21 protein-coding genes are annotated in these 25,666 nt (G+C 38.7%); 17 read left to right on the top strand and 4 right to left on the bottom strand.

All coding sequences use genetic code 11. The features are described from left to right. Positions 1-3 precede the first annotated feature (3 nt). Positions 4-810, top strand: a complete 807-nt coding sequence (locus ACWNMY_RS21870) for a carbohydrate ABC transporter permease (RefSeq protein ID WP_449540358.1) — start codon at positions 4-6, stop codon at positions 808-810. Between the two features lie 21 nt (positions 811-831). Next, positions 832-1,731: a Gfo/Idh/MocA family protein gene (locus tag ACWNMY_RS21865; protein ID WP_449540357.1), complete on the top strand. Its 900-nt coding sequence runs from the start codon at positions 832-834 to the stop codon at positions 1,729-1,731. A 147-nt stretch (positions 1,732-1,878) separates the two neighbouring features. On the opposite strand, the gene ACWNMY_RS21860 is transcribed toward ACWNMY_RS21865, so the two are convergent. Beyond that, positions 1,879-3,234: a hypothetical protein gene (locus ACWNMY_RS21860; RefSeq protein ID WP_449540356.1), complete on the bottom strand. Its 1,356-nt coding sequence runs from the start codon at positions 3,232-3,234 to the stop codon at positions 1,879-1,881. Between the two features lie 223 nt (positions 3,235-3,457). Here ACWNMY_RS21860 and ACWNMY_RS21855 point away from each other — a divergent pair, with 223 nt between their 5' ends. The 10 genes from ACWNMY_RS21855 (at position 3,458) to ACWNMY_RS21810 (ending at position 17,001) form a co-directional block, all read left to right on the top strand. Then, a complete protein-coding gene (locus ACWNMY_RS21855) occupies positions 3,458-4,474 on the top strand; it encodes an NAD-dependent epimerase/dehydratase family protein (protein ID WP_449540355.1) in 1,017 nt (338 codons plus the stop codon). Beyond that, the gene (locus ACWNMY_RS21850; protein WP_449540354.1) at positions 4,474-5,529 is read left to right on the top strand and encodes a dihydrodipicolinate synthase family protein; all 1,056 of its coding nucleotides are present in this window, start codon (positions 4,474-4,476) and stop codon (positions 5,527-5,529) included. The genes ACWNMY_RS21855 and ACWNMY_RS21850 overlap by 1 nt, the downstream gene beginning before the upstream one ends. A gap of 21 nt (positions 5,530-5,550) precedes the next feature. Further along, a complete protein-coding gene (locus ACWNMY_RS21845) occupies positions 5,551-6,555 on the top strand; it encodes a zinc-dependent alcohol dehydrogenase (protein ID WP_449540353.1) in 1,005 nt (334 codons plus the stop codon). A gap of 39 nt (positions 6,556-6,594) precedes the next feature. Then, positions 6,595-7,758 (top strand): N-acetylglucosamine-6-phosphate deacetylase, encoded by a 1,164-nt coding sequence (nagA, locus tag ACWNMY_RS21840; RefSeq protein WP_449540352.1) that lies wholly within the window; start codon positions 6,595-6,597, stop codon positions 7,756-7,758. A gap of 53 nt (positions 7,759-7,811) precedes the next feature. Next, positions 7,812-9,695, top strand: coding sequence for a family 20 glycosylhydrolase (locus ACWNMY_RS21835; RefSeq protein ID WP_449540351.1), 1,884 nt, complete (start codon positions 7,812-7,814; stop codon positions 9,693-9,695). Positions 9,696-9,827: 132 nt separating this feature from the next. Then, positions 9,828-10,832, top strand: a complete 1,005-nt coding sequence (locus tag ACWNMY_RS21830) for a Gfo/Idh/MocA family protein (protein WP_449540350.1) — start codon at positions 9,828-9,830, stop codon at positions 10,830-10,832. Position 10,833: 1 nt separating this feature from the next. Beyond that, positions 10,834-11,808 (top strand): Gfo/Idh/MocA family protein, encoded by a 975-nt coding sequence (locus ACWNMY_RS21825; RefSeq protein ID WP_449540349.1) that lies wholly within the window; start codon positions 10,834-10,836, stop codon positions 11,806-11,808. Positions 11,809-11,971: 163 nt separating this feature from the next. Beyond that, on the top strand, positions 11,972-13,543 hold the full coding sequence (locus tag ACWNMY_RS21820; protein ID WP_449540509.1) for an FAD-dependent oxidoreductase: 1,572 nt from the start codon (positions 11,972-11,974) through the stop codon (positions 13,541-13,543). 10 nt (positions 13,544-13,553) lie between these two features. Then, a complete protein-coding gene (locus ACWNMY_RS21815) occupies positions 13,554-15,395 on the top strand; it encodes a hypothetical protein (protein WP_449540348.1) in 1,842 nt (613 codons plus the stop codon). Positions 15,396-15,411: 16 nt separating this feature from the next. Continuing rightward, the gene (locus ACWNMY_RS21810) at positions 15,412-17,001 is read left to right on the top strand and encodes a hypothetical protein (protein ID WP_449540347.1); all 1,590 of its coding nucleotides are present in this window, start codon (positions 15,412-15,414) and stop codon (positions 16,999-17,001) included. A 158-nt stretch (positions 17,002-17,159) separates the two neighbouring features. Here the strand turns inward: ACWNMY_RS21810 and ACWNMY_RS21805 are convergent, their stop codons facing one another. The 3 genes from ACWNMY_RS21805 to ACWNMY_RS21795 form a co-directional block, all read right to left on the bottom strand. Continuing rightward, positions 17,160-17,732 (bottom strand): hypothetical protein, encoded by a 573-nt coding sequence (locus ACWNMY_RS21805; RefSeq protein WP_449540346.1) that lies wholly within the window; start codon positions 17,730-17,732, stop codon positions 17,160-17,162. Between the two features lie 91 nt (positions 17,733-17,823). Further along, on the bottom strand, positions 17,824-17,955 hold the full coding sequence (locus ACWNMY_RS21800) for a hypothetical protein (RefSeq protein WP_449540345.1): 132 nt from the start codon (positions 17,953-17,955) through the stop codon (positions 17,824-17,826). A 248-nt stretch (positions 17,956-18,203) separates the two neighbouring features. Beyond that, positions 18,204-19,697, bottom strand: coding sequence for an extracellular solute-binding protein (locus ACWNMY_RS21795; protein WP_449540508.1), 1,494 nt, complete (start codon positions 19,695-19,697; stop codon positions 18,204-18,206). A gap of 294 nt (positions 19,698-19,991) precedes the next feature. On the opposite strand from ACWNMY_RS21795, the gene ACWNMY_RS21790 reads away from it, so the two are divergent. From ACWNMY_RS21790 to ACWNMY_RS21770, 5 genes are all read left to right on the top strand, one after another. Continuing rightward, a complete protein-coding gene (locus ACWNMY_RS21790) occupies positions 19,992-21,113 on the top strand; it encodes a glycoside hydrolase family 88/105 protein (protein WP_449540344.1) in 1,122 nt (373 codons plus the stop codon). 83 nt (positions 21,114-21,196) lie between these two features. After that, positions 21,197-21,883, top strand: coding sequence for a GntR family transcriptional regulator (locus ACWNMY_RS21785; protein ID WP_449540343.1), 687 nt, complete (start codon positions 21,197-21,199; stop codon positions 21,881-21,883). A 35-nt stretch (positions 21,884-21,918) separates the two neighbouring features. Beyond that, the gene (locus tag ACWNMY_RS21780) at positions 21,919-22,872 is read left to right on the top strand and encodes a dihydrodipicolinate synthase family protein (protein WP_449540342.1); all 954 of its coding nucleotides are present in this window, start codon (positions 21,919-21,921) and stop codon (positions 22,870-22,872) included. Continuing rightward, positions 22,856-24,310 carry an alpha-ketoglutaric semialdehyde dehydrogenase GucD gene (gene gucD, locus ACWNMY_RS21775; RefSeq protein ID WP_449540341.1) on the top strand — a complete coding sequence of 485 codons (1,455 nt, stop codon included), beginning with the start codon at positions 22,856-22,858 and terminating at the stop codon, positions 24,308-24,310. The genes ACWNMY_RS21780 and gucD overlap by 17 nt, the downstream gene beginning before the upstream one ends. 33 nt (positions 24,311-24,343) lie before the next feature. Next, entirely contained in the window at positions 24,344-25,519 is a 1,176-nt protein-coding gene (locus ACWNMY_RS21770; protein WP_449540340.1) for a mandelate racemase/muconate lactonizing enzyme family protein, read from the top strand. Positions 25,520-25,666: the final 147 nt, after the last annotated feature.

The raw sequence follows: 25,666 nt of genomic DNA, 5'->3' as shown, positions 1-25,666 counted from the left end.
AACTTGTTTACGAAACTACTAAAATACATTGTCACGATATTCTTAGGATTTTGCTTTCTCCTACCATTTTTGATAATGGTATTAAGTTCATTTAAAGAGACAACATTTGCGGCAATGGACCCATTATTCTGGATTCCAAGTGATCCGTCTATCAATAACTTTACGTATCTATTCCGAAATGATAACTTCTTACGATGGATCATAAACTCTATTGTAATAACAGTTATTCCAGTATTTTCACAAATGTTTTTTGCTGGATTATTAGGCTATATTTTTGCTAGAAAGCAATTCGTTGGAAGGGAATTTATTTTCTGGACATTCATGGCCGTCATCATGATTCCTTCGCAATTGTTAATTATTCCGAAATTTATCATGTTCTCGAAATTTGGCTGGATCAACGAGTATCAAGCATTAATCGTTCCTGAACTTTGGGCTATTATGGGTGTGTTTTTAGTTCGTCAATTTATGCAAGGGATTCCTATGGAATTAGATGAAGCAGCAAGAATGGACGGGGCCAATGATTTTCATGTGTTCCGAAAAATTTATATGCCTTTGGCATTTCCATCCATTGCAACAGTTGGAACGTTTGCATTCGTAAGTAACTGGAATGATTTGTTCCAACCACTTATTTATATGACAAATGAAAAAATGTATCCAATTACAGTAGGGTTAGCTTCAACCTTAAGTAAAGAAGGGAACTTTGGAATTGAAATGGCAGGGTCAACGATCTCATTTATCCCTACATTTCTAATCTTCTTATTCTTCCAGAAGTATTTTACAGAAGGTATTCAACTATCAGGACTAAAATAATAGTTTTTGAGGAGTTAAAATATGAGGGACGTAAAAATAGGAATGATTGGGTTAGATACCTCACATGCATCTGCTTTTACTAAATTATTAAATGATCCGACCAACCCCTTTTCTATTAAGGGAGGGGAGGTAACGATTGCCTTCCCGGTTGGATCAGCAGATTTTGAGCTGAGTTATTCTCGTATCGAGGGGATAACAAAAGAAGTGGAGCAATATGGAGTTCAAATAGGTAAGTCAATTGAAGAAGTAGCAGAGCAATGTGATGCGATTCTCCTAGAGTCTGTCGATGGCCGAGTTCATCTAGAACAGGTACGTAAACTCGTAACTTATCAAAAGCCTATATTTGTCGACAAACCGTTTTCACTATCTTCTTCAGAGGCAGCTCAAATGGTAGCCTTATCTGAACAATATGGTACTCCTATCATGAGTTCCTCTGCTTTACGGTTCGCAGAAGAGGTAAAGCAAGCACTCGCCATACAGGATAAAGGAAAAATCATTGGAGCCGATTGCTATGGACCAATGGAGATGATTGACACCCAACCAGGTTATTTTTGGTATGGGATACATACGATTGAGATGCTCTATACCATTTTAGGTAGTGGGGCGCAGCATGTCACTTCCGTATCTACTGAGGATTCTGATCTGATTGTTTCACAATGGAAGGATGGCAGAATTGGTACGGCAAGAGGGAATAGGAAAGGGAATGGCGAATTTGGAGCGATTATTCATTTTGAAAAAGGCAGTCACTCCGTATCGATTTCGAATTCCTCAAAACCGTTTTATGCTAGTTTATTAGAAGAAATTATGCTGTTTTTTACTAGTGGAAGATCAAGTATACCTTTACACGAAACTGTGGAAATCATTCGTTTTATTGAAGTGGCTAATGAAAGCAGGAAGAAAGGAAAACGGGTGTATTTATAGGATACCTCCCAGATTGTTGACAAACGCTCGCATACTGCGTTGCTTGCCTCTCTAATCCGCTCATGAAGGCAAGTATTTATGGGGAACCGAAAAAATAAACAGCGGGTAATCAATGTTACCCGCTGTTTATTTTTTCTCACTTTGTATTTATTCATTTTCATCAATGATGAAGCTAAGTCGATAAATTCGTCTAGGTCTTCCTTTGTAGGTGATTTTTTCTTCCCCTACAATATCTACTAAATTGGCATCCATCCATTTTAATAGGATGCGATGAGCACTTCTTGTTGTAATGTTTAGTGTATCAGCTAGCTCTTGAGCCGTATAATCAAATTTCTTATGGCGCGCTACCCTTGCCATAAGCTTTGTCATATAGGCAGCAGACATTCCTGCTTTTTCTGCCTTTTGGAGAAGTTCAGCATCTGTGATCGATAAGTCATATTTTTCATATTGGGTATCGGTTATCATATCAACTGGCCCAATTACACTCTGGTCTTCACGAACGATGTAACAGACATTACCGCCTAACTCTTTTGATTGTCGGAGTGCAAGTCTTGCGTGGTTGCCAGCTTCAGCTGCCGAGAGCCCAAACCCAACTCCAATACTGATTGATACACCTAGTTCGGTTTTCGCATTATTCAATAAGGGGATAAATTTATAACCACGAGTTTCTCGTTCAAAAATACCGCGAGTGGTAATAAAAGAAAATTCTTCACCACCGGAATTGATTAAATGTCCATCAAGGAGCTTTGTATAATTCAACATCATTTGTTGGAACTTTAACTTAAATACTTGTACTTCATGCTCTGATGTATATTTTTCTGTAGCTCTATCAAACTTGTCGATATCTATGATTCCAAAAACGATTTGAGATTCCTTATGTTTACGCGCTTCCGTCGCAAGCAATGCACGCTCAAGTGAAACGATTAAGTCTTGGGAAGTCGGGGTGACCCATTCATTTGGTATGTTTACATCCGAAAGCCTTTGTGAGATTTCTTGAACACCGGTAATCGCAATGGAACCATACCTTTTAAAATTTTCTTGGTGAAATTGAACAATTTCCTCAAATGAATCTGGCTGACTGGAGTGGGGGGAGGATGTACAGGTAAAGTTCGTCTCATCTAATTCGTATAAGATCCGGCGAATGTACTTTTCTTCAACCGTGTCGATGGAGAAGTGTTTACTATCATATTTATTTTTAATCAGGAATAAAGACCGATAAAGACCTGTCCCCATTAAAGGTACATAATGTGCTGGTTTCGAAAAATTGATAAGCTGTTTGGCTTTTAAATAAGTAGGAAATTCCGTAAACAATAGAACTTCCACTTTAATGAGTAAGCTAGTTAGTACCTCTGATTCGATAGAAGATGGGGTCGAGTGTAAAAAGATCGGTTGAAAATTAGGAAATGCTTCAAGCGCTTTCATTATTTCCTTTTCAAGTGCTTCGGGACTGACTATGCCGATAATAATTTCAGTACCATTGTCTGATAATTGATTTGTTTTCATCATGTCATCTCCTGTTAAAAGACATATTAAAGAAATGTCTTTAAATAATCATACTATAAGAGTAAAAGGAATTTTTAGAAATGTCAATCAATTTTAACTAATTATTAAAAGACCTTTAAGTGACTTGTCTTTTAATAATGTCATAGATAAAATAAAGGTAATTCAGAATTATCAAAGTTTTATGTTGTAGAAACAGCTAAACTACGTTACGAGGAGGATTTAGATGGAAACGATTGCAGAATTAGAGGATTTTATGTCAACACCTAGCACAGATTTAATAAAGGATCTCCAGCAACTTGATGGAGATATCATGATATTAGGTGTAAGTGGAAAAATGGGACCGACTTTAGCGAAATTAGCCAAAAGGGCTGTTGATCAGTCAGGTCAAGCAAAAAAAGTAATTGGTGTCGCAAGATTCTCAGATGAGAGTTTAATAGATGAATTAGAAGCATGTGGTATTGAAACAATCAAAGCGGACTTTTTGAATGAAGAAGACCTACAAAACCTGCCAAATGTGAAGAACATTATCTTCATGGCTGGCACAAAATTTGGAACAGTTGGAAATGAGCATCGTACATGGGCTATGAACGCTTATTTACCAGGACGCATTGCAGAAAAGTTTAAAGACTCGCGAATTGTTTCTTTTTCAACCGGGAATGTATATCCACTGACTTCTGTTTTAAGCAATGGGTGTACAGAGGATGTAGCACCAAATCCAGTTGGTGAATACGCACAATCCTGCCTAGGTAGAGAGCGAGTTCTAACTTACTTTTCTCATAAAAACCAAACGCCAATCGTTCATTTCCGCTTGAACTATGCGATTGATCTACGCTACGGAGTTCTACTTGAAATTGCAAAATCCGTACACAAAGGCAATCCAATTGATTTAACAATGGGGAATGTTAATGTGATCTGGCAAGGGGATGCAAATGAATACGCGATTCGCTCCTTGTTGCATACAAATTATCCACCAAAGATCATCAATGTTACTGGGCCTGAAACATTATCAGTTAGATGGCTAGCAAAAGAATTTGGAAAACGAATGGAAAAAGAACCTGTGTTTGTGAATAGTGAAGACCCAACAGCGTTACTAAACAATGCGTCACAAGCTCATAAATTATTTGGGTATCCAAAAGTAACGGTTCAACAAATGATTGACATGATCGCTCACTGGGTTGTGAGTGATGGGCAGACAATCAATAAACCAACACACTTCCAAGAAAGAGAAGGTGCATTTTAATGCTAAACGAGGCTGTTAAGAAAAAGCTTCATGAAGGCACAGTCATACCAGCCCATCCGCTAGCGTTAACGGAAGATAGACAGCTGGATGAAGCTGGTCAACGCGCACTGACTCGTTACTATATCGATGCTGGTGTTGGTGGGATTGCAGTAGGGGTTCATACCACTCAGTTTGAAATTCGTGATCCTGAGTTTAACCTGTATGAAAAAGTCTTATCCATCGCGATTGAAGAAACAAAGCGTGCCAAGGTACCGGATGATTTTATTAAAGTGGCAGGGATTTGTGGACCTACGGAACAGGCTCTCCAGGAGGCAACATTCAGTAAAGAGGTTGGCTATGATTTAGGACTACTGAGTATGGGTGGTTTGAATCATTTATCTGAAGATGAATTACTAGAGCGCGCTGAAAAAGTGGCAGAGGTTATTCCCGTATTCGGTTTCTATTTGCAGCCAGCAGTAGGCGGCCGAATATTTACCTATGAGTTTTGGGAACGATTTGCTTCCATTCCAAATGTTCATGCAATAAAAATTGCTCCATTTGATCGCTATTGTTCTATTGACGTTGTTCGCGCCGTATGCCATTCTCCTCGAAATGAGGAAATCGCTCTTTACACGGGTAATGACGATAACATCATTAATGATTTAGTAACGACCTTTGAATTCACTGTTGGAGGTCAGAAAATCGAAAAGCAAATTGTTGGTGGTCTTCTCGGACACTGGTCCGTATGGACGAAAACAGTTGTTGATACCTTTAAGGAAATTAGGATGGTAAGAGGTCAGAAATCGGTTCCTAATGGGCTATTAACACTTGGACAACAAATCACAGATGCAAATGCAGCAATATTTGATTCTCGCAACTCATTTAAAGGAAGTATCGCTGGAATTAATGAAATATTGGCAAGACAGGGTTTGTTACAAGGAAATTGGTGTTTAGTTGATCGCGAAGTGCTAAGTCCAGGCCAGTCAGAAGAGTTGGATCGGATTTATGCAAACTATCCACATTTACATGATGACGAATTTGTAAAAGCAAATTTATCAAAGTGGTTTGCGAAATAATCGACGGAAGAAGGATTTCAAATGAAAAGATTGGTCGCACACAACAAGAAAGTTGAAATCATTGAAGATGAAATGCCAAGCCTGGAAGGAAGATCATCTTATGTGCTAGTTAAAACATTATATTCCGTTATTTCACCTGGAACGGAACTTTCGATGCTTTCACAGAGTGAAAATAAACAATTTCACTTAGGATACAGTGCAATGGGAGAAGTTATTGAATGCTCAAGCGACATCACGGATGTAACGAAGGGTGATTTGGTAGCCTGCTATGGTGCACCATACGTACATCATGATGAATATTTGCTTGTACCAAAAACACTATATGCGAAGGTTCCCGAATCTGTGGATCCGAAAGAAGCTGCTTTAGGTGGCTTAGGAGCGATTGCCATTCACGCCCTTCGCATTGCCAGCCTTCAATTTGGTGAAACTGTCGTTATTGTCGGTCTTGGTGTTCTCGGACAATTAATTGCAAAAATTGCCAACGCAGCTTCCTATAATGTAATTGCATTTGACCTACACGAAAGTCGAGTAGAAATGCTGAAGGAAGACACTATCAAATCCTTTGCGACTGTTGAGGAGATGGAGGAGGCAATTAGGCTTGAAACAAAATCTCGTGGTGCCGATGCCGTTCTATTATGTGTAGGAGGGAAACGCTCTCCGCTTACTCATGAATGCTTGAACTGGATTCGAAACAAAGGTAAGGCAGTCATCGTAGGTGATATTGAACCTGATTTCCCACGTAACCTCATGTTTGGGAAAGAGGCGCAGCTTCTTATTTCTCGAGCAGGTGGGCCGGGTAGATATGATAGCGTCTATGAAAAGGAAGCCATCGATTATCCGTATGAATATGTACGCTGGACAGAAGGCAGGAACCTTGAAGAATATATACGACTTGTGAACGAAAAACGAATCGACGTTTCTCCGTTTTTAACAGAGGTTGTAGAATTCGAAGATGCTCCACAGGAATTTGAAAAATTGTTAAACAAGGAATCTACAACACTTACAAAATTAATCTCATTTAAATAGAAGAAAGTCAGGTACCAAACGGAAAGGATTTGGAAGTCTATGATGAGTAACCACTTTTACGTATACGGAAATGTTGTTACGGATAAGAAAAGCTATGAAAATACGCTTGTGGAAATCAAAGACGGAAAAATCATTTTCGTTGGTAAAAAGTCTACTATGATACGAAAGGATCTACCCTTCTACCAAATAGATGGGTGGATCTGTCCTGGTTTTATTGATACTCATATTCACGGTCTGAATGGTGTTGATTTTATGGACTGTACAAAGGAAGGTTTTTATCATATTCAAGATGGGCTCCCACAATTTGGTGTGACAAGTTACTTGTCAACATCAAGGGCTGCTTCATTAGAGGATATTAAAACCTTCCTTTTGTTAAGTAAGGAAGTTGCAGATGAACAACGTACTGGTTCCCAACTAGTAGGTATTCATTTAGAAGGACCTTGGATTAATCAAGAATATAAGGGTGCGCAAAGAACGGAGTTCATCCTAAATCCAACTTTGAAGGACGTACAATCTATTACCAAATTGGCTGAAAAGTTGATTCGAATAATCACATTAGCACCTGAGCTACCAAATGCACTAGATGTCATTGACTATTTACATGATCAAAAAATAGCGATATCAGCTGGTCATACGGCCGCTAACTATGAAAATATCGAGGAAGCAATGAGACACGGTCTTTCAAGAGTAACGCATTGCTTCAATGGAATGGCACCGATTTCACACCGGACAGCAACAGCAGCTTTTGCGGCCCTTGACATACAAGCGTTACATTGTGAAGTCATAGCAGACGGACTTCATGTCCATCCGAAAATGATTGAATGGCTTTATCACATAAAAGGTGCAGATAACATTACCTTGGTATCGGATTGTACAGGGACGAATCAATTACAGGATGGGTATCATCAAATTGGTGGGAAAACAGTCTACAAACAAAAAGGAAAAGTAACTTTGGCGAATGGTAGTCTTGCTGGAAGCTCATTAACGTTAGATAAAGCAGTCCATTTTCTAGTAAATCGATGTTGCATACCGATTGAAGAGGCTGTATATATGGCTTCTTATAATCCAGCTACTGTAAGTGGGCTCGGTGATCGAAAGGGAAGGATTGCGATTGGCTATGATGCGGATCTAGTCATCTTATCACAAGATATAGAAGTGGAAAGCACGTTCATAAAAGGTGAACATGTATACAAGCGTAAATAATCTTTTTTTTCTTGAATAATATGAGAATAGTAGAAATGAAAAGAGGTACGTATATGAAAATCAATTTACAGGGCGAAACACATTCCATCATCGATGGGTTACAGTTATTATCAGATGATCTGAACATTCAATTACACGAAGACGGATATCCCATATCTGTCACACAGAGGGTTGGTCCTATTGTAGTAAGCAATAAAGGCGGAAAAGGTGAGATATTCTTTCAAGAAAAAATTCATTTCTTTCGTGCTATCGGTGTTTGGATTGAGAACTATACCAAAAGTGGTGAATTTCAAATAACGGAACAACCTAAATTTCAGACAAGTGGCGTCATGCTTGATGTTTCCAGAAATGCCGTTCTAAAAGTAGATGGTGTTAAAATTCTGTTACGACAAATGGCTGTCATGGGATTAAATGTTGTTATGCTTTACACAGAAGATACATATGAAGTACCCGATTATCCGTACTTTGGGTATATGCGTGGCCGATATTCGGAAGCGGAATTAAATGTATGTGATGAATATGCAGATACCTTTGGCATCGAGATGATTCCATGTATCCAAACTCTCGCCCATCTATCAATGGCTTTAAAATGGGGTTACGCAAAAGAGATACGAGATACAGCTGATATTTTATTAGTTGGAGAATCAAAAACATACGATTTTATTGAAAGTATGATCAAGGCTGCTTCAAGACCTTTCAAATCAAACCGCATTCATATTGGAATGGATGAAGCCCATCAACTTGGGCTAGGTCGGTATTTAGATTTGAATGGGTATGAGAATCGTTTTGACATAATGAATCGTCATCTAGATCAAGTCGTCTCAATTGCAGAGCGTTATGGATTGAAACCTATGATCTGGAGTGATATGTATTTCCGACTCGGTTCAAAACTCGGTGAATACTACGATAAAGACTTAGTTATACCAGAGGAAGCAATACATTCTATTCCTAAAAATATTCAACTTGTGTATTGGGACTATTATCATGATGACGAGGAGTTCTATCGTTCTTATATTCAAAAGCATAAGGAGCTAGGTAGGGATACCCTTTTTGCTGGTGGAGCATGGACATGGAATGGAATTTCACCAAACTACGGGAGAGCATTTGAGACAACAGAGGCTGCCTTAGCTGCGTGTAAAAAAGATGGATTACAAGAAATCTTTACAACATTGTGGGGAGATAATGGAGCAGAAACACCGCTTACAACAGCACTGCCTGTCATTCAGCTTTACGCAGAGCATACCTACCATGAAACAGTCACAAAGGAACACTTATCCCAACGGTTTCATTTCTGTACGGGCAATCATTTAGAGGATTTTCTCATTCTAAATCAATTAGACGAGACGCCTGGCGTTATGAAAAATAATCTACATTCATCAAACGCTTCAAAGTTTTTATTATGGCAGGATCCTTTAATGGGCCTATTTGATGAAAATATCCGTGGGCTTGACATGAATGCGCATTATCAAGCGCTAGTACCTCAATTGCAAGCTGCGAAAGAAAGAAACCCACATGCATCTCACGTTTTTGGGTTTTATGAACATCTGGCAAGAGTGTTGGGTGTGAAAGCAGAGATAGGAATCCAGTTGAAGGCTGCCTATGATCAACACGATAAGGGGAGAATGACTACTCTCTTGGATGAACTTAAAGAAATGGCCAAAGTGGTAGGGGCGCTTCATAGCAAACATCGGGAAGTTTGGTTCTCTTCAAACAAACCTTTTGGATGGGAAATTATCGAATTCCGCTATGGTGGACTTATTGCCAGATTGGAAACGATACAATTACGAATTCAACAATGGCTTGAGGGTAACATTGAGAAAATGGAAGAATTAGAAGAAAAGAGACTAGTACACGATGGGCCAAATGGAATTGCAGAAGGTTCTTTAGGTAACCATTTTTACCATCGAATTGCAACAGCAGGTAATTTTCACATGTAGTAACTAGTAGGTTTATAGCCTATAAAGAGATAGAAAGGGGAGTCTGGAGAGAGGGTAACTCTTTATCCCAACTCCTTTTCATCACTAGAAACATACAGATCACGAAAAACTATGGAATAGAGGGTCGATCTTATGCAAAACGTGTTAGTAATTGGTGCAGGAACAATGGGATTGGAACATGCCACCTCCTATTATGCAATGAAGGATGTACATGTAGTCGGAATTGTTGATATACGAACCGAACAAGCAAAAAAAATTGTTGGAGATCATGATACGAGAGTATTTCAAACGGTAGAAGAAGCAGTAAACGGACTCGAACATATCGATGTGATTGATATTTGTGTTCCTACTTTCCTACATAAGGAGTATGTACTCAAGGCAGCCGATTATGGAATCGATGTCATATGTGAAAAACCATTAGCGTACACCCTCCAGGATGCAAGAGAAATGATTGATTATTGTAATGAGAAAAATGTGAAATTATTTGTGGGCCATGTTGTACGGTTTTTCCCGCAATATTCAGAAGCAAAACAGCTTGTTACGAATGGTGCAATCGGAGATGTTGGGGTTGTTCGTACGAGACGTGGGGGGAACTTCCCAGCAGGTTGGAGCGACTGGTATGCAGACCATGGGAAAAGTGGTGGAGTGATTCTTGATTTAATCATTCATGATTTTGATTTCCTACGTTGGACGTTTGGGGAAGTTGAACGAGTATATGCAAAAGGGCTCGCTGAAAAAAATCTGGAGCATCTTGATTATGCAATCGTAACATTGGTTTTCAAAACCGGCGTCATTGCACATGTGGAAGGATCCTGGGCACATGACAGATTTTCTACTCAGTTTGAATTTGCCGGTAAAAAAGGAATTATTGAATATGATAGTTTAAAAGAAGAGCCCGTTTTACTTTCTCTCAAACAAAGTAGTGAGGAAAAAGCTGGCGTTGCGGTCCCTCAAAGTCCCTTGAAAAAATCACCTTATTTTATCGAGCTAGAACACTTTTTAACATGTTTGAAGACCAATGAAACACCACTTGTTACGGCAGAGGATGCATATAAAGCGTTGGAAATTTCAGCAGCAGCTCTTCAATCCTTACAAACAGGGGTACCTGTCATTCTAAATCAAAAGGGGGAGAACTAATATGAAAATTGGAATTATTAGTTTTGCCCATATGCATGCCACTAGTTATGCTTCTGTTCTGAAAAAGATGAAAGGTGTTACGTTAGCTGGAATTGCTGATGATAATGAAGAACGAGGTCAGAAGTATTCCAAGCTTTTTGATACAACGTATTATAAAAATTATCAAGAATTGCTAGATTCTGATGTTGATGCCGTTATTGTCACATCTGAGAACAGTCTTCATCACCAGCATGTGGTAGCAGCTGCCAATGCCGGGAAGCATGTACTATGTGAAAAACCATTAGCTACTACTCTACAAGACATGGAAGAAATGATCCGGGTATGTGAACAAAATAAAGTTTTATTAGGAACCGCGTTTCCTGTTCGATTTAACACACCTATTCAGCAAGCGAAAAAATGGTTGGATCAAGGTGCCTTAGGGGATATCTTAGCGATAAAAGGTACAAATCGCGGAACCAATCCTGGAGGGTGGTTTATCGATAAGGAGAAATCAGGTGGTGGGGCCGTTCTTGATCACACGGTCCATGTTGTCGATATTATGAGATGGGTTACAGGAGCAGAAGTAAAAGAAGTATATGCAGAAATCGGCAATTTGTATATTGATCACCCAATTGATGATAGCGGCATTCTTACGATGGAATTTACAAATGGAATGTTTGCTACATTGGATTGTAGTTGGTCAAGAAATGACTATTATCCAACTTGGGGCGATGTAACCATGGAAATCATCGGCACAAAAGGAACAATAAAAGTTGATGCTTTTTCACAGAAAATCGATTTATATTCCAATCAAGAAGGTGTCAAATGGATTGGATGGGGAGACGATATGGACGCAGGTTTGATTGAGGATTTTGTAGCGAGTGTGAAAGAAGGTAGATCCCCACTTGCTACAGGACACGCAGGCTTAAAAGCAGTCGAAGTTGCTCTAGCAGCCTATCAATCTTTTGAAGATAAAATGCCTGTAAAATTGAAGTAATCTGTCGGCTAAAATAAAAAATAATGATGCCCCCACATATATAGGTGGGGGTTGAATGCAATCGTACAGAATTTATGAATGGTAAGGTTGCTCTTTTCAGCTAGGAAACACGTCCATTCAAACTGAGGAAAACCAAGACAAGATACGGGGTGAAACATTGACAATCTCTCAAGAATTACATGCAGATTTGGTGATTATAGGTGGAGGTCTCGGAGGGTGTGCTGCTGCACTGTCCGCCCTACAGACTGGAAAAACGGTACTGATGACAGAGGAAACTAAATGGATTGGTGGTCAAATTACAAGCCAAGGCGTGCCGCCAGATGAACACCCATGGATCGAAAGCTTTGGCGCAACAAGAAACTATCGAAAGTTCCGAAACAAAATACGAGAATACTATACAACCAATTACCCAGTAACGACAACGCAACGCTTCAATGATCAATTTGATCCAGGGAATGCAATTGTGAGTACCATTAGTCATGAACCAAGAGTGGCGTTGCACGTGCTCTATGATATGCTTGCTCCTTATCTTTCAAACGGGAAGCTCACCTTATTACTCGAATACAAAATTGTAAAAGCAGAAACAGAAGATAATCAAGTTCGTGCTGTTACTGTTCAGCACAACGTAACAGATCAGACTTATCTATTAATAGGAACGTATTTTTTAGATGCAACAGAAGTCGGTGATGTGTTGCCTCTTGCGAATGTCGAGTATGTGACCGGTGCTGAATCACAAGCAGATACAGGTGAAGACCATGCAGCCAAAGAAGCAGAGCCCTCTAATATGCAAGCTTTTACCTATTGTTTTGCCATTGATCATATAGACGGGGAAGAGCATACAATTGAAAAGCCAGCTCAATATGAGTTTTGGAAAAACTATCGTGCTGACTTTTGGCCGAAAAAGCAATTAAGCTGGTGGGGACTGGTGCCTCATACCTTGGAACCAATTCAGTATTCCTTTTTTTATGAACCAAATACATTTTCATTATGGAATTATCGGAGAATCGTAGATAGCAGTAATTTTGAAAAGGGTACGTATCAAAGTGATATAACAGTAGTGAATTGGCCACAAAATGATTACTGGCTTGGTCCAATCATTGATGTAACCCGTGAAGAGAAAGCCAAGCATTTATATAATGCCAAACAATTAAGTTTATCACTGCTGTATTGGATGCAGACGGAAGCACCTCGTCCAGATGGCGGATTCGGATATCCAGGGATACGGTTACGAAAGGACATTTTGGGAACAGAAGATGGTTTGGCGATGTACCCATATATCCGCGAATCACGACGAATTAAAGCAGAATTCACAGTAAAGGAACAACATATCAGTGGTGAAATAAAAGGAAAAGAGAGTGCTACCTATTTTGAAGATAGTGTAGGAATTGGCTGTTACCGTCTCGATCTTCATCCTAGTACAGGGATGAACACATATATCGATTTTTCGGCACACCCTTTTCAAATTCCCCTTGGTAGTTTGATACCAATCCGAGTCCAGAATTTGTTGCCAGCAAGTAAAAATATCGGTACCACACATATAACAAATGGATGTTATCGACTTCACCCTGTTGAATGGAATATCGGGGAAGCTGCAGGACATTTAGCATCATATTGCATCGATCATGGGCTTGTACCACATGACGTACGGAACAATGAACAATATCTAAAAGATTTTCAATCACAATTAGTGAAAGCTGGTATTGAACTGGAGTGGCCAAAAATCCATAAGGTATGAGGTGTTTGTAATGATTGCTGTCGTTGACAAAAGTAAGAACATGAAAAGTCTTGTGAACCATACACATCACTTTTCAAATCCAAATCAATTACTAGATGAAGATCTCCGCCACTATCACTCCATTTTTATTAATGGTAACAACAATGGGGTACCGATGAAGTTAGACTACGAATTACTTGAAAAGCTTTGGGCATTTGTTGAGCAGGGTGGAATAGTGTACGGAGAACTACTGAATTGTGAAGACTTTCCATCCTCCCGTCTTTTCGGTTTCAAGCAAGACTTTGCAGTTACCAACCGACGTCTCGAAAAAGCCGTCATTTCAACGGAAAATCCCTATTGTAAAATAGGACAGGTACTCGAATGGCAGGGTCCATTTTTGACAGGCTTTACCTTTGATACAGAGAGATTATTGGATATTGGTCTTTTCAAAGAAACACATAGGACAGAAGAAAAAGGGAAGTATCCTGGTATTGTTATGAAGAAACACGGTAAAGGAACAGCCGTTTATTCCACGTTTTCCTTTTTAGGAAGTGACCAGAATTGGACATTACTACCGAATTGGTTATGGAATAACGTTATACAATGGCTGCAAAATGACTTTGGGCTGCCCATTCAAAGCCTTCCATCCGTTATTCAACCTTCCAAGGAAACGGAAAGCAAAAAGACAATCGAAAAGGGCATGAACTGGTTTTTGCATTCAGGGATTCTACCAAAGGATGATGGAACTCTTGGAATTTATGAAAATGTTCATTCGATTCGAAGTGATATAAGTAAGGATTATCGACCAGATTGTCATGCCCATAGTGCATTGCTATTTTACTTGTATGGAGAATATTCGAAGGATCAAACGTGGGGGGAGAGATCTAGCAATTTACTCACCTACTTGTTTGAAGCGGGTTATCAAGATACAGACCCTTCCTCCGCTACATACGGTTTTTGGAAGTGGTTTCAAAGTCCTAAGAGCAAGCCGGATCAGATATTTTCAGATGACAATAGCTGGGTTGCACTGGTGTTATTATATCTATACCGAAAAACAGGCAATGAAGAGTATAAGAAAAGAGGCTTATTAACCGCGTACGCTCTGCTAAACACGCAAAATAGTAACGGATTACGTCCGGAATGCATTCGTGAACATGAATTACTCGACAAAGGGGTTACTTATTTTCAAGAGTCAACAGGAGCCAGTATGAATCCTCATTTTGAATCAATCGTTCATGCTGCATTTATACAAGCGTATGATGTTTCAAAAGATGAACGTTTCTTACAGACAGCTAAAAAAGGTACCTTATATATGCTCGAGAATAAAAATGAGTTAACGTTCATGTATAGCAAGACGGCAGGGTACAGTCGATTTATATTAGCTTTAGCCCAAATGTATGCCGTTACAAAAGATAATCGTATCCGCAACGGTTTATATGAAATCTTTTCCTACTTAGCTGATAAGCAACATGAACTAGGAGGAATTGAGGAAAGTGATAATCCAGATCCAGAGCGCTATGGGACCGAAGATACAGGTGTGTTCCGTATGAATGGGGAGGGTATTGCTGACCAATTATATACCAATAACTTTTTACTTATGAATGCATGGGAAGCGTGGAAGGCAACGAGTGACCCGGCTGTGAAAGAGATGAATGATAAATTGGGAACCTTTTTAACGTCTATCCAAATCTCGTCTCAAAAGCAGGAATTTGATGGGGGCTGGATGCGTTCCTTCCATTTGGATAGCAGGGAGTATTTCGGAAATAACGGTGACACTGGTTGGGGTGCATATGTGATTGAAAGTGGTTGGACAAATGCCATTATCTTAACTGGACTTATTTTAAAAGAACTAGATCAATCCATCCTTGATTGATGGAAGGAGACGCTATATGACAGCTTTTACTTGTAGTATACTGAGTCAGGAAACAACTATTGTATTTGCGAAAGAAGAGCTACTAAAGTATGGGGGACAGGTTCATCAACCTATCTCTTATTCATTTATCATTGGGCTTGAAAAAGACTTTCTTGAAAAAGGTTTACTTGATCAACCTTTACTTACAGATTCTTTGGTTGATGCTTTTCAAGTCGTATACAAAGGAAATGACATCTATATTATCGGTTCAAATCCAAGGTCCGTGTTATTTGGTGTATATCATCTATGTAAAAAATTGTTTGGCTTTAAATGGGTCAATTTTTTATCAAAGGAAAAACTTGAATACAAGGAAGATCGTTTCGTCCCATCTACCGTCCAAAATGGGAACATGAAGAGAAGGGGGTTAGTCATTGAAAATTATGACGACACTTCATTTCTGTTACAGCTAATTGATTGGGCAGGAAAACATTACATCAACGAGCTGTTCTTTACATTTATGTTATGGGATAAAGTAAAGCAAGTAGTCGAGCCAGAGATAGAAAAACGCGGACTGTCCATTACGATCGGCGGACATAGTATGCACTATTTGTTAAAGGGTATCTCAGACTCGGATAAACAGCAGATTAATTATAAAGATGATGGGTGGAAAGCACCACTTATTGATAAAATAAGGGGTTATCTTGAACAATCCTCATCCATCAATCGATTATCATTGTGGCCAGCAGATATTGGGATTGACGATGACCAAGATTTCTTAACATGCTACATCGAATTTACTGAACAAGTAAAGAAAGAGCTTCCTAGTATTGAAGTTGAACATATAGCCTACAATGCAGGATTATCGTGGGATATGTTAGAACTTGCTGATGGGGGTGCGAGCTCAAAAACAGTGAATACGCTATTCGCTTATTGGGGTCGAAATTATCAGCAGTCCTTTACGAAGGAAGAACGAGCATATGATGCCTTACAAAAATGGTGTCACGCAACAAAAGCGAATCAACAACAACTAACCGTTTTTGAATATTACAGTGACCATTTTATGTTGGGTGATTTATTCCCACCTTTATTTCACAGGATACATGAGGATATCAAGATGTACTCTAATCTAGGAATTGAACAAATGGTCAATTTAATTGTTCCGTACATTCCAAAAGAAGATGCTAGTGACTTGGATCACCAGTTCCCATGGGAATTACTGCAGTTACTAAACAGTTATTACTTTGCTCGCTTAACTTGGGGTGATGATTTTGAGGAGATTGAAGAAGACTTTTATTCAATTTTTGATGATCAACAAATGGAAGTAAAACAAGTCTTTCGGAAGATGGAGTCTATACTCTCGGAGGTTTCAGGCTGGAATGTACCTTTGTTTCCAAGTCGAGTAATCGATCCTGAGAAAGTAACAGAGTATATGGATGTTCAATACATTATATCAGACTTGAAAAAGTGGAAAAAAGAGGCAGCACCGCTTCAGTTGCATGCCGTAAACGAACTAGTAGACCCATTTACGATGATTTCGTTTTATAGGTACTATATATGTGAAAAATTAGAAGAATACTTGTGTAAATGGGAGAATAAAGCCGCTGCTTTAGGCAAGAGAATCACATAGTCAGTTTGTTACGATCTTACTGTAAAGTCTACTTATTGAGTATGCTTTACAGTTTTTTCTATACATGTCTAGCAAAATACTACAAACAAAACGAAAAGGCCCCAAAATAGGTTGGAAGCGGAGCCTCGTTACAAATGTTCCTTATCATAGATAAGAACTTAGTCTTTTTTCTTTTTCTTTTTTTTCGTATTTGCTAGATTTTCATTCATTTCATCGAATCGTGTTAGTAAATCGTACATATCATCCTGTAGCTCTGAAATCGATTGGTTGACCCTATGATGTAGATTCATTTCACTTTGCAAGTTAATAAGTCTACCATTTATTTCATTTAAGAGGGAAGTAGAATCATTATCCGGAGAGTCATTACCAGGTTGATTCATTTGATTTAGCTTTTCTAGGATCTCCTTAAGCTTTGTGTTTACATCATCTTTATTTGATGACGAAGTAGTCAATTTTTTAAACATGCTACCCAAACCTCCTATTCCAGCCCCTGAATTTAATCCGGATAACCCATTTAGATTCAGATCCTTTAGACCAGGTAGTTTCGAAACGTTTTTAATAATCTCTTCATTTACAAAAGCAGCGTCGCTCTCTTCAAATTTTGCTGATAATTTCCCTAATGTTTCTGGACTAAATAAGTTTTTTGCCACTTTCATTAAATCATTCATATCGTCTGTATTTAGTGCACTGGTTGATTCCGTCTGTTGCTCTTTCTCATTCATTCCACTCATATTTCTCACCTCATTTACAGTTTAAATTTAGAAAGAGTTCCCTCAGATAGAAACCTATCTAAGGGAAAACTCAAGTTGGTGGGATTATACGTTACCCGATTGTTCCTAGAATGTCAGAGATACAATCTCTAACGATATTGCGTTGTTGTGGGCTTCCTAGTAATAGAGTAATTAGCAACGCGATAAAGAATAACACAGCAACTAACAATGCAGCTATGTTCATAGATGTCATCCTCCCTTCAGATTTCTTTGTAGGAGACGTCTCAATCATAATGTATGTAAAACGAGAGCAAGTGCATTGGACAAAAGCTTGTTTTCTAGTAAAAATGGTCAAAAAACTAGAATAACTTGTACAATGAACTAGTAAAAAAGTAGTAGGTTCTAGGGAAAATGGTAGGGAAGACGGTGTAATAAAGTAGTAGCTACAATAAAAAAACCTGCAGGCGAGTACCCACAGGTCCTTGATACTTATTATTTTTTCTTCTGATAAGCTTCCGTGAATTCTTTCATGATTTGTTCTCCACCTTGTTTTACCCATTCTTGAACGGCTGCCTCAAATCCTGCTTTATCTAGCTGTCCAATCATATATTTATAAGTAGCATCATCAATGATTTGTTGTAAGCTAATGCTCTTTTCATTGAAAGTAGGGGAGTGAAGACCAACTGTTGGGTCTTGGATTAAATAGGACTCGTTATCAATAAATAAATCTTCTGCCTTCGCCATTGGTTCGTAATCGTACTTCGCCTTTAATCTGCCATTCGTTTCTTGCTCTGCAATTTCAAGTGTTTGGATAGGCAAGACTTCTTTGTCAAAAAGGTTTTGGTCTTTGATAATCACTTCATCGTTTTCGACTGTATAATGTTCACCTTCAATTCCCCAGAATACTAGATTTGCACCCTCAGGAGTCATTAGGTAATCATAGAAACCGAGAATCTTTTTTAACTCTTCTTCATCTTTAACAGATGATTTAGGGAAGAGAATTGCATTACCATATCCTGGTATTGACCAAACAGTAAATTTCCCATCTGGACCTGCAACTCTGTTATGTACGTCAAGTTCAGCGCCAGGATTGTTTGCTGCTGTATCAAGATAGAGTGATTGTACATCACCCATTGAACCGACATACACACCTGCTCTTCCATTTTTCAATAATGCTTGCTGATCTGTTTTACTTGTAACAGGGAAGTCTTGGTTTATGTAACCCTTTTCATGTAAGTCTCTGAAAAAGTCTAACGTCTTCATATATTCTGGGAACATAAATTCCGGCTTGATTTTTCCATCCTCAATACCAAAATTGTTTGGAGTATGGAACCAGGATGCAACTGTTTTAAATGCACCAAAGATTAATTCATTTCGATCAGTCAGTCCAAATGTATCATCCTTACCATTGCCGTCTGGATCATCCTCCGTGAAAGCTCGCAGCATTTCATAAAATTCATCAATGTTGGTTGGAGCGGAAAGACCAAGCTTATCGGCCCAATCTTTTCTGTAAATGACACCTTGACGTGAAAGTGGCTTACCTTCATAGATCATATAAAGCTTGCCATCCACCTTTGTGTTTTCAAGAACTTCTTTTTTCATCTTACTTAGGTTCTCAAATTCATCTAAGTAAGGACCAATTTCCCAAAACTGTCCATCTTGAATGGCTTCATGATATTGGGTAAGCATATCTAAATCTAATACAACTGAGTCAGGGAATGAGCCAGCTCCAAATAGGGCATTTACTTTTTCAGGATATGTTGTTGCAGGGACAAATTGAATATCTAATTCCATGTTGGTTTTTTCTGAGAGGACGTCTAAAATCTTTTTGTTAGGAACTTCTGGGGAGTGGAGTTTAACCATAGCTGAGAATTTGTACGTATCATCCGATGAAGCGTTTTCATTTCCGCATGCAGCTAATGTACTAAGACCAATTGTAGCGGCACAAACGAGAGAAAGAACCTTTCCTGCTTTCTTCAATAAGATCAACCCCTTGGTATTTGGTATTTTGTGTTTGATATTTGATATATCATGTTTTTTATCTTAAAGGATGAGGTTGAAATAGTAAATACTTTTTTTAGAATTTTTTAACTGTTTTAAATAATTAACTAATAAGAACAAGCGTCAGAACCGCATGAACACTGGATTTGTAGGGGTTAGGAAACGCTTTTGAAAAACGAATAGATATTGACAACGCTTTCATCCTAGCTTTAAAATTGAAATATGAAATATCAGAATTTTATTACACTATCTTATTATGACTAATGGAGGGGAACGCAAATGAACATTGAACTAGTTGAAAAATTAAGACAGGATTATAAGCAATCAGAAGGGAAATGGTATTCGCACCGTTGGCATTACATTGAATCATGTATTTTAAAATCTTACCTGGATAGCTATGAGGATACAGGTAATGAGGAAGATTATGAGTTTGTAAAAGACTATATTGATCGTCTTTATAATGTTGATGGAGTTATAGAGGAAATTGACATTACATATTACAGCATTGATCAAATCCGAATGGCGAATATTTTATTTACTCTTTATAAGAAAGAAGGAGATGAAAAGTATAAGAGAGTCTTAGATTTATTGTATTCCCAACTAGATACATACCCACGCACAACTAGCGGCAGCTTCTGGCATAAATCCAATTATGAAAATCAAATTTGGCTAGATGGTTTATATATGGGTCAGCCATTCTATGTACAATATATCAAGGAATTTATTGCGAAGAAGGATTACTCAGATACAATCAATCAATTCAAAAACGTGAGAAAGTATCTATATAATGACAATACTAAGTTATATGTCCATGCATATGATGAAAGCCGCAGCATGTTTTGGTGTGATAAGGAAACAGGACATTCACCACATGTATGGGGACGTGCAGTCGGTTGGTACGCAATGGCCTTAGTGGATGTGTTGGAACTTCTAGAGGGTGAGGATGCAGGTCAACAAGAGCTAATCGATCTTTTAACAGAGACTGTTGATGGTATGCTTCAGTATCAGCAATCAAATGGGATGTGGTACCAGGTAGTTGATTATGTAGGTGAAAAGGGCAACTACTTAGAAACAAGTGGAACATTAATGATGTCGTATGCGATTTTAAAAGCTGTTCGATTAGGATACTTGTCAGAAATCTATAACGAGCATGGAATTGATGCATTTGAAGGAACAGTGAAACAGTATGTACGAGAAGAGAATGGTGAAGTATTATTAGGCGGTATTTGCAAGAGTGCTGGTCTAGGCAGACACCCTGAAAGAGGCGACATTCGTAAGGGAGATTATGAGTATTACGTGTTCGGAGAGAAGATGGTAGACAATAACGGGCATGGTGTTGCGCCATTGTTCATGGCCTACAATGAAATGAAAAAAATAAAGGTGTCAAATATTTTAGACTAATCAGTATTTACAAAAAATACAACACGTGCTAGTATTTGATATATCAGATATCACACTTCAGATTTCAGGAAAGGAGGTTTGTGATGGAAGATTTCGCAAACAACGACGTATTTTCATTTAAAACGGAACAGGTTCGATCATTACGGGATATTGTTGTCGAATCTCTTAGAGAAGCGATAATTACTGGGCAATTGAAACCGGGAGATCACTTAAAGGAACGTGAACTTTCAGAAAAAATGGGGGTTAGTACTACTCCCATTAAAGAAGCGTTTCGTATGCTTGGTCATGAAGGACTTGTTGAAACGGTCCCTCGGAAAGGAACGTATGTATCATCACTAGCAGAAACAAATATTCACGAGGTCCAAATTCTACGCGCATCTGTCGAAGGCGCATGTGCACAGTTAGCCGCAATGAAAATCAATGAAGATCAAGAAAAAGGGTTAACTCAACAAATTGAAAAAATGGAATACCTTCTGAACAAAAACGAAGGAAACCAATTGGTCGAAGAAAATACAAAATTCCATCGGTTAATAAGAGACATTGCAGATAATCCAATGGTTTCACAAATATTGGATACAATTGGGAGCTTTGATAAGGCTTTTCGAAAGAGAGCTCTAAAAGAAAAAGGTGAATTATTATTGGGCTTTACAGAGCATCGAAAAATATATGATGCGATTGTTTCACGAAACCCAGGGCTTGCTGAACACCTTATGAAACAACATATTTTACGAACCGTTCATGATGTGTTACATGGTGCGAAACAAAAGTAATAGATTGTCCAAATTACGATTAAAAGGAGGAAATTATGTACTACGCTGAATGGAAGAAAAAATTTGAAACCATATCTGGTATTACCATTACACCTTTTAAAAAAGAGACAAGAGAAATTGATTGGGATGGAGTAAAGGACAATGTCGAATTTCTAATCCAAAAAGGAGTGAAGGTCATTGTTCCTTGTGGAAACACAAGTGAATTCTATTCCCTAACAATAGAAGAAGCAAAAGAAGAGATTAAGAGAGTTGTAGAATATGTAAATGGAAGAGCCATCGTTGTTGCAGGAATTGGATATTCCGTTGATACAGCCATTGAACTCGGAAGATATGCACAACAGGTTGGCGCTGACAGTGTCATGATTCATATGCCAATTCACCCATACATTACAAACGAAGGGGCTTATGAGTATTTTAAAGCCATTATTGAAGCTGTAGATTTACCTTCTGTTGTATATTTCAAAGATCCAAACTTAAGTGACGATGTACTTATCAAACTAGCCCCCTTAGAAAAACTCGTTGCAGTAAAATATGCTGTAAATAACCTCCCTAGATTTGCTAACACTGTACAATCCGTTTCATCCGAACACAATATTGCCTGGGTTTGTGGAACTGCTGAAAAATGGGCGCCATTTTTCTTCCAAGCCGGCGCAGTAGGCTACACTTCCGGACTCGTCAATTTATACCCTGAAAAATCATTTGAAATGTTAGAAGCCTTACAATCAAATAATCTCGAGAAAACATGGAAGATTTGGAAAGAGGTTGTTCCATTCGAAAATCTTCGCGCAAAATACAATAACGGAAATAATGTGGTTGTCATTAAAGAAGCAATGGAGCTCATCGGATTAAACGCGGGGATTACAAGACAGCCGGTTTCCTCGCTTAATGAACACGATCGAAAAGAAGTACGAGATCTCCTTGATTCCTGGGGATTTACATCGCAACTTGTTACGAAGGGGGAGATGATCGTAAATGAACCAAGTCTATGATAATTTCATTAATGGAAGCTGGAGTCAATCCAGTAATGGGGAAACACTTGAAAGTAAAAATCCAGCAGCCTTCGCAGAAAATGTAGGACTTTATCCAAGTTCGACAGAAGCCGATTTGGACAGTGCTGTTCAATCCGCTAAAAATGCGTTTCCAGCCTGGAAGAATCTCTCCGCACTAGAAAGAGGGAACTATTTACATAAAACGGCTGACATTTTAGAAAAGAAGTTGGAGGATATTGCGAAAACAGCAACATTGGAAATGGGGAAAACCTTAGCTGAGACGAAGGGTGAGGTTACACGAGCTGTTCAAATTTTACGCTACTACGCCCAAGAGGGATACCGCAAAATAGGTGACAACATCCCATCTGGAGGAAGTCAGAATCTCTTATTTACAACAAGAGTGCCCGTTGGAGTCGTTGGAATTATTTCGCCATGGAATTTCCCGATTGCAATCCCAATTTGGAAACTGGCTCCTGCACTTGTATATGGAAATACCGTCGTTTTGAAGCCTGCATCAGAAACAGCTATAACCGCTATTAAAATTATGGAAGCCTTTGCAGAAGCAGAATTTCCAAATGGTGTTGTAAACATTGTTACAGGTAAGGGATCAGTCGTAGGAGAAAGACTACTCAATCATCCGGACGTACATGCAATCAGCTTTACAGGTTCAAATGAGATTGGAAAAAAGGTTGCAATGAGTTGTATTGAAAGAGGAGCTAAGTATCAATTAGAAATGGGTGGAAAGAACCCTGCCATTATCCTGGATGATGCCGATTTGGAACTTGCAGCAGAATTGACGGTAAGTGGGGCCATGAAACATACTGGACAAAAATGTACAGCTACCAGTAGGGCGTATATACAAGAAGCGGTATACGACGAATTTAAAGCAAAGGTTTTAGAAAAAGTTTCAGCTATCAAAATCGGTTCTGGGTTACTTGAATCTACGTATATGGGGCCACTTGCCTCTAAATCTCAGCGTGATACTGTCTTGGATTATATAGAAGAAGGTAAAAAATCGGGTGCAACTCTATTAACAGGAGGAAAGGTTCCCGAAGACATCGAATTCAGAAAAGGTTATTTTGTAGAGCCTACTGTGTTCGAGAATGTTGACAACAAGAGTGCCATTGCTCAAGAAGAAATTTTCGGACCTGTGCTATGTTTATTTAAGGTTACTAGTCTAGAAGAGGCGCTACAATTAGCCAACGATAATAGGTTTGGATTATCTGCCTCGTTATTTACACGTGATATCGGAAAAGCATTTACGTACATTAATGAAATAGATGCTGGGTTAATCAAGGTGAATGGTGAAAGTGCAGGTGTAGAACTACAAGCACCATTTGGTGGAATGAAACAATCTAGCTCACATTCAAGAGAACAAGGTGAAGCTGCGAAGGAATTCTTTACTTCTATTAAAACAGTAACGATTACACCAGTTTAATACATAAAATTACTCAGAATAGGATGATGATAGATGAAAATTACAGATCTTACGTTAACCGTAGTTGGCGTTCCGCGTCATACAGGATTTGTCAATAAGCATGTAATCATAAAAATCTTCTCAGATGAAGGAATTGTGGGAATTGGGGAGATGTCGGATTTCTCCCATTTACCACGCTACGCACCAGATGTGGAGGATTTAACGAATGTGTTGAAATCAATCCTCGTTGGAGAAAATCCATTTGATATTATGAAGCTTAACAAAGAGTTACAAGGGAACTTCCCAGAGGCAATGTATTATTATGAAAAGGGAAGCTTTATTCGTAATGGGGTAGATGTGGCGCTGTATGATCTATGTGCAAAATATCTTGGGATTTCCGTTGCTGATATGCTAGGTGGTAGAATTAGAGAGAAATTTAAGGTGTGCTACCCGATTTTCCGCATGAGATTCATGGAGGAAGTAGAGGAGAATCTAAAAGTCGTTCGAAAGCGCCTTCAGCAAGGTTTTGATGTGTTCCGCCTATATGTAGGGAAAAATCTTGATGCAGACGAAGCATTCTTAGCTGCTGTACAAAGTGAATTTGGGGACAGAGTGAAAGTAAAGTCACTCGATTTCAGTCATCTACTAGATTGGAAGACAGCGTTAAAGGCTGTGAAACGATTAAGTAAGTATGATCTTGGTCTAGAAATGATTGAAAGTCCAGCACAAGCAAACGACCATGAAGGCTTCCACCACATTCGCATGAGAACGGATTATCCTATAAGTGAACATGTGTGGAGTACAAGACAGCAATACGAAATGATCAAACATGATTCTGTTGATATATTTAACATTTCACCTGTATTTATTGGTGGGTTAACGGCAGCAAAACGTGCCGCAGCAGTTGCAGATGTTGCTGGAAAAAGCGTCATTCTTGGGACTACTCAGGAATTATCAATCGGAACAGCATCAATGGCACATTTGGGAGCAAATCTCGTAAATATGAATTATACATCAGATCCAACAGGTCCAGAGCTGTACATCGGTGATGTTGTGAAAAATAGAATTACCTATCAAGATGGGTATCTACATGTACCAAATCGAAACGTGCCTGGTCTAGGAATTGAGTTGGATGAGGAATTAATCGAAACATACCGAGTGAAGGATTTAAGCTGGGGCGAGGTTTCGGTACATCAATTACAAGACCGCACAGCGCAGACAGCAAAATAAAACTTCCTAATTAGTAAATAACAGAGAGACGATCTTGTCACTCTGTTATTTTTGTGTATTATATGATAATAGTAAAAATAATTATATGAAATTACTTGAAACATTCCAATTATTGTATTAGAATGACAATTGAACTCAGAATAGTCA

This window comes from Ferdinandcohnia sp. Marseille-Q9671 (assembly GCF_976954385.1).
The sequence above is the reverse complement of the archived record's forward strand: the minus strand, read 5'-3'. Positions and strand labels throughout refer to the sequence as shown.

Bases quoted from the DNA above. Each gene is read 5' to 3' on its own strand.
- ACWNMY_RS21860 (WP_449540356.1), bottom strand. From the start codon at position 3,234: ATGAAAACAAATCAATTATCAGACAATGGTACTGAAATTATTATCGGC.
- gucD (WP_449540341.1), top strand. From the start codon at position 22,856: ATGAACCAAGTCTATGATAATTTCATTAATGGAAGCTGGAGTCAATCC.
- ACWNMY_RS21845 (WP_449540353.1), top strand. From the start codon at position 5,551: ATGAAAAGATTGGTCGCACACAACAAGAAAGTTGAAATCATTGAAGAT.
- ACWNMY_RS21855 (WP_449540355.1), top strand. From the start codon at position 3,458: ATGGAAACGATTGCAGAATTAGAGGATTTTATGTCAACACCTAGCACA.
- nagA (WP_449540352.1), top strand. From the start codon at position 6,595: ATGATGAGTAACCACTTTTACGTATACGGAAATGTTGTTACGGATAAG.
- ACWNMY_RS21800 (WP_449540345.1), bottom strand. From the start codon at position 17,955: ATGAACATAGCTGCATTGTTAGTTGCTGTGTTATTCTTTATCGCGTTG.
- ACWNMY_RS21865 (WP_449540357.1), top strand. From the start codon at position 832: ATGAGGGACGTAAAAATAGGAATGATTGGGTTAGATACCTCACATGCA.
- ACWNMY_RS21805 (WP_449540346.1), bottom strand. From the start codon at position 17,732: ATGAGTGGAATGAATGAGAAAGAGCAACAGACGGAATCAACCAGTGCA.
- ACWNMY_RS21810 (WP_449540347.1), top strand. From the start codon at position 15,412: ATGACAGCTTTTACTTGTAGTATACTGAGTCAGGAAACAACTATTGTA.
- ACWNMY_RS21835 (WP_449540351.1), top strand. From the start codon at position 7,812: ATGAAAATCAATTTACAGGGCGAAACACATTCCATCATCGATGGGTTA.
- ACWNMY_RS21790 (WP_449540344.1), top strand. From the start codon at position 19,992: ATGAACATTGAACTAGTTGAAAAATTAAGACAGGATTATAAGCAATCA.
- ACWNMY_RS21850 (WP_449540354.1), top strand. From the start codon at position 4,474: ATGCTAAACGAGGCTGTTAAGAAAAAGCTTCATGAAGGCACAGTCATA.
- ACWNMY_RS21780 (WP_449540342.1), top strand. From the start codon at position 21,919: ATGTACTACGCTGAATGGAAGAAAAAATTTGAAACCATATCTGGTATT.
- ACWNMY_RS21770 (WP_449540340.1), top strand. From the start codon at position 24,344: ATGAAAATTACAGATCTTACGTTAACCGTAGTTGGCGTTCCGCGTCAT.
- ACWNMY_RS21830 (WP_449540350.1), top strand. From the start codon at position 9,828: ATGCAAAACGTGTTAGTAATTGGTGCAGGAACAATGGGATTGGAACAT.
- ACWNMY_RS21815 (WP_449540348.1), top strand. From the start codon at position 13,554: ATGATTGCTGTCGTTGACAAAAGTAAGAACATGAAAAGTCTTGTGAAC.
- ACWNMY_RS21825 (WP_449540349.1), top strand. From the start codon at position 10,834: ATGAAAATTGGAATTATTAGTTTTGCCCATATGCATGCCACTAGTTAT.
- ACWNMY_RS21785 (WP_449540343.1), top strand. From the start codon at position 21,197: ATGGAAGATTTCGCAAACAACGACGTATTTTCATTTAAAACGGAACAG.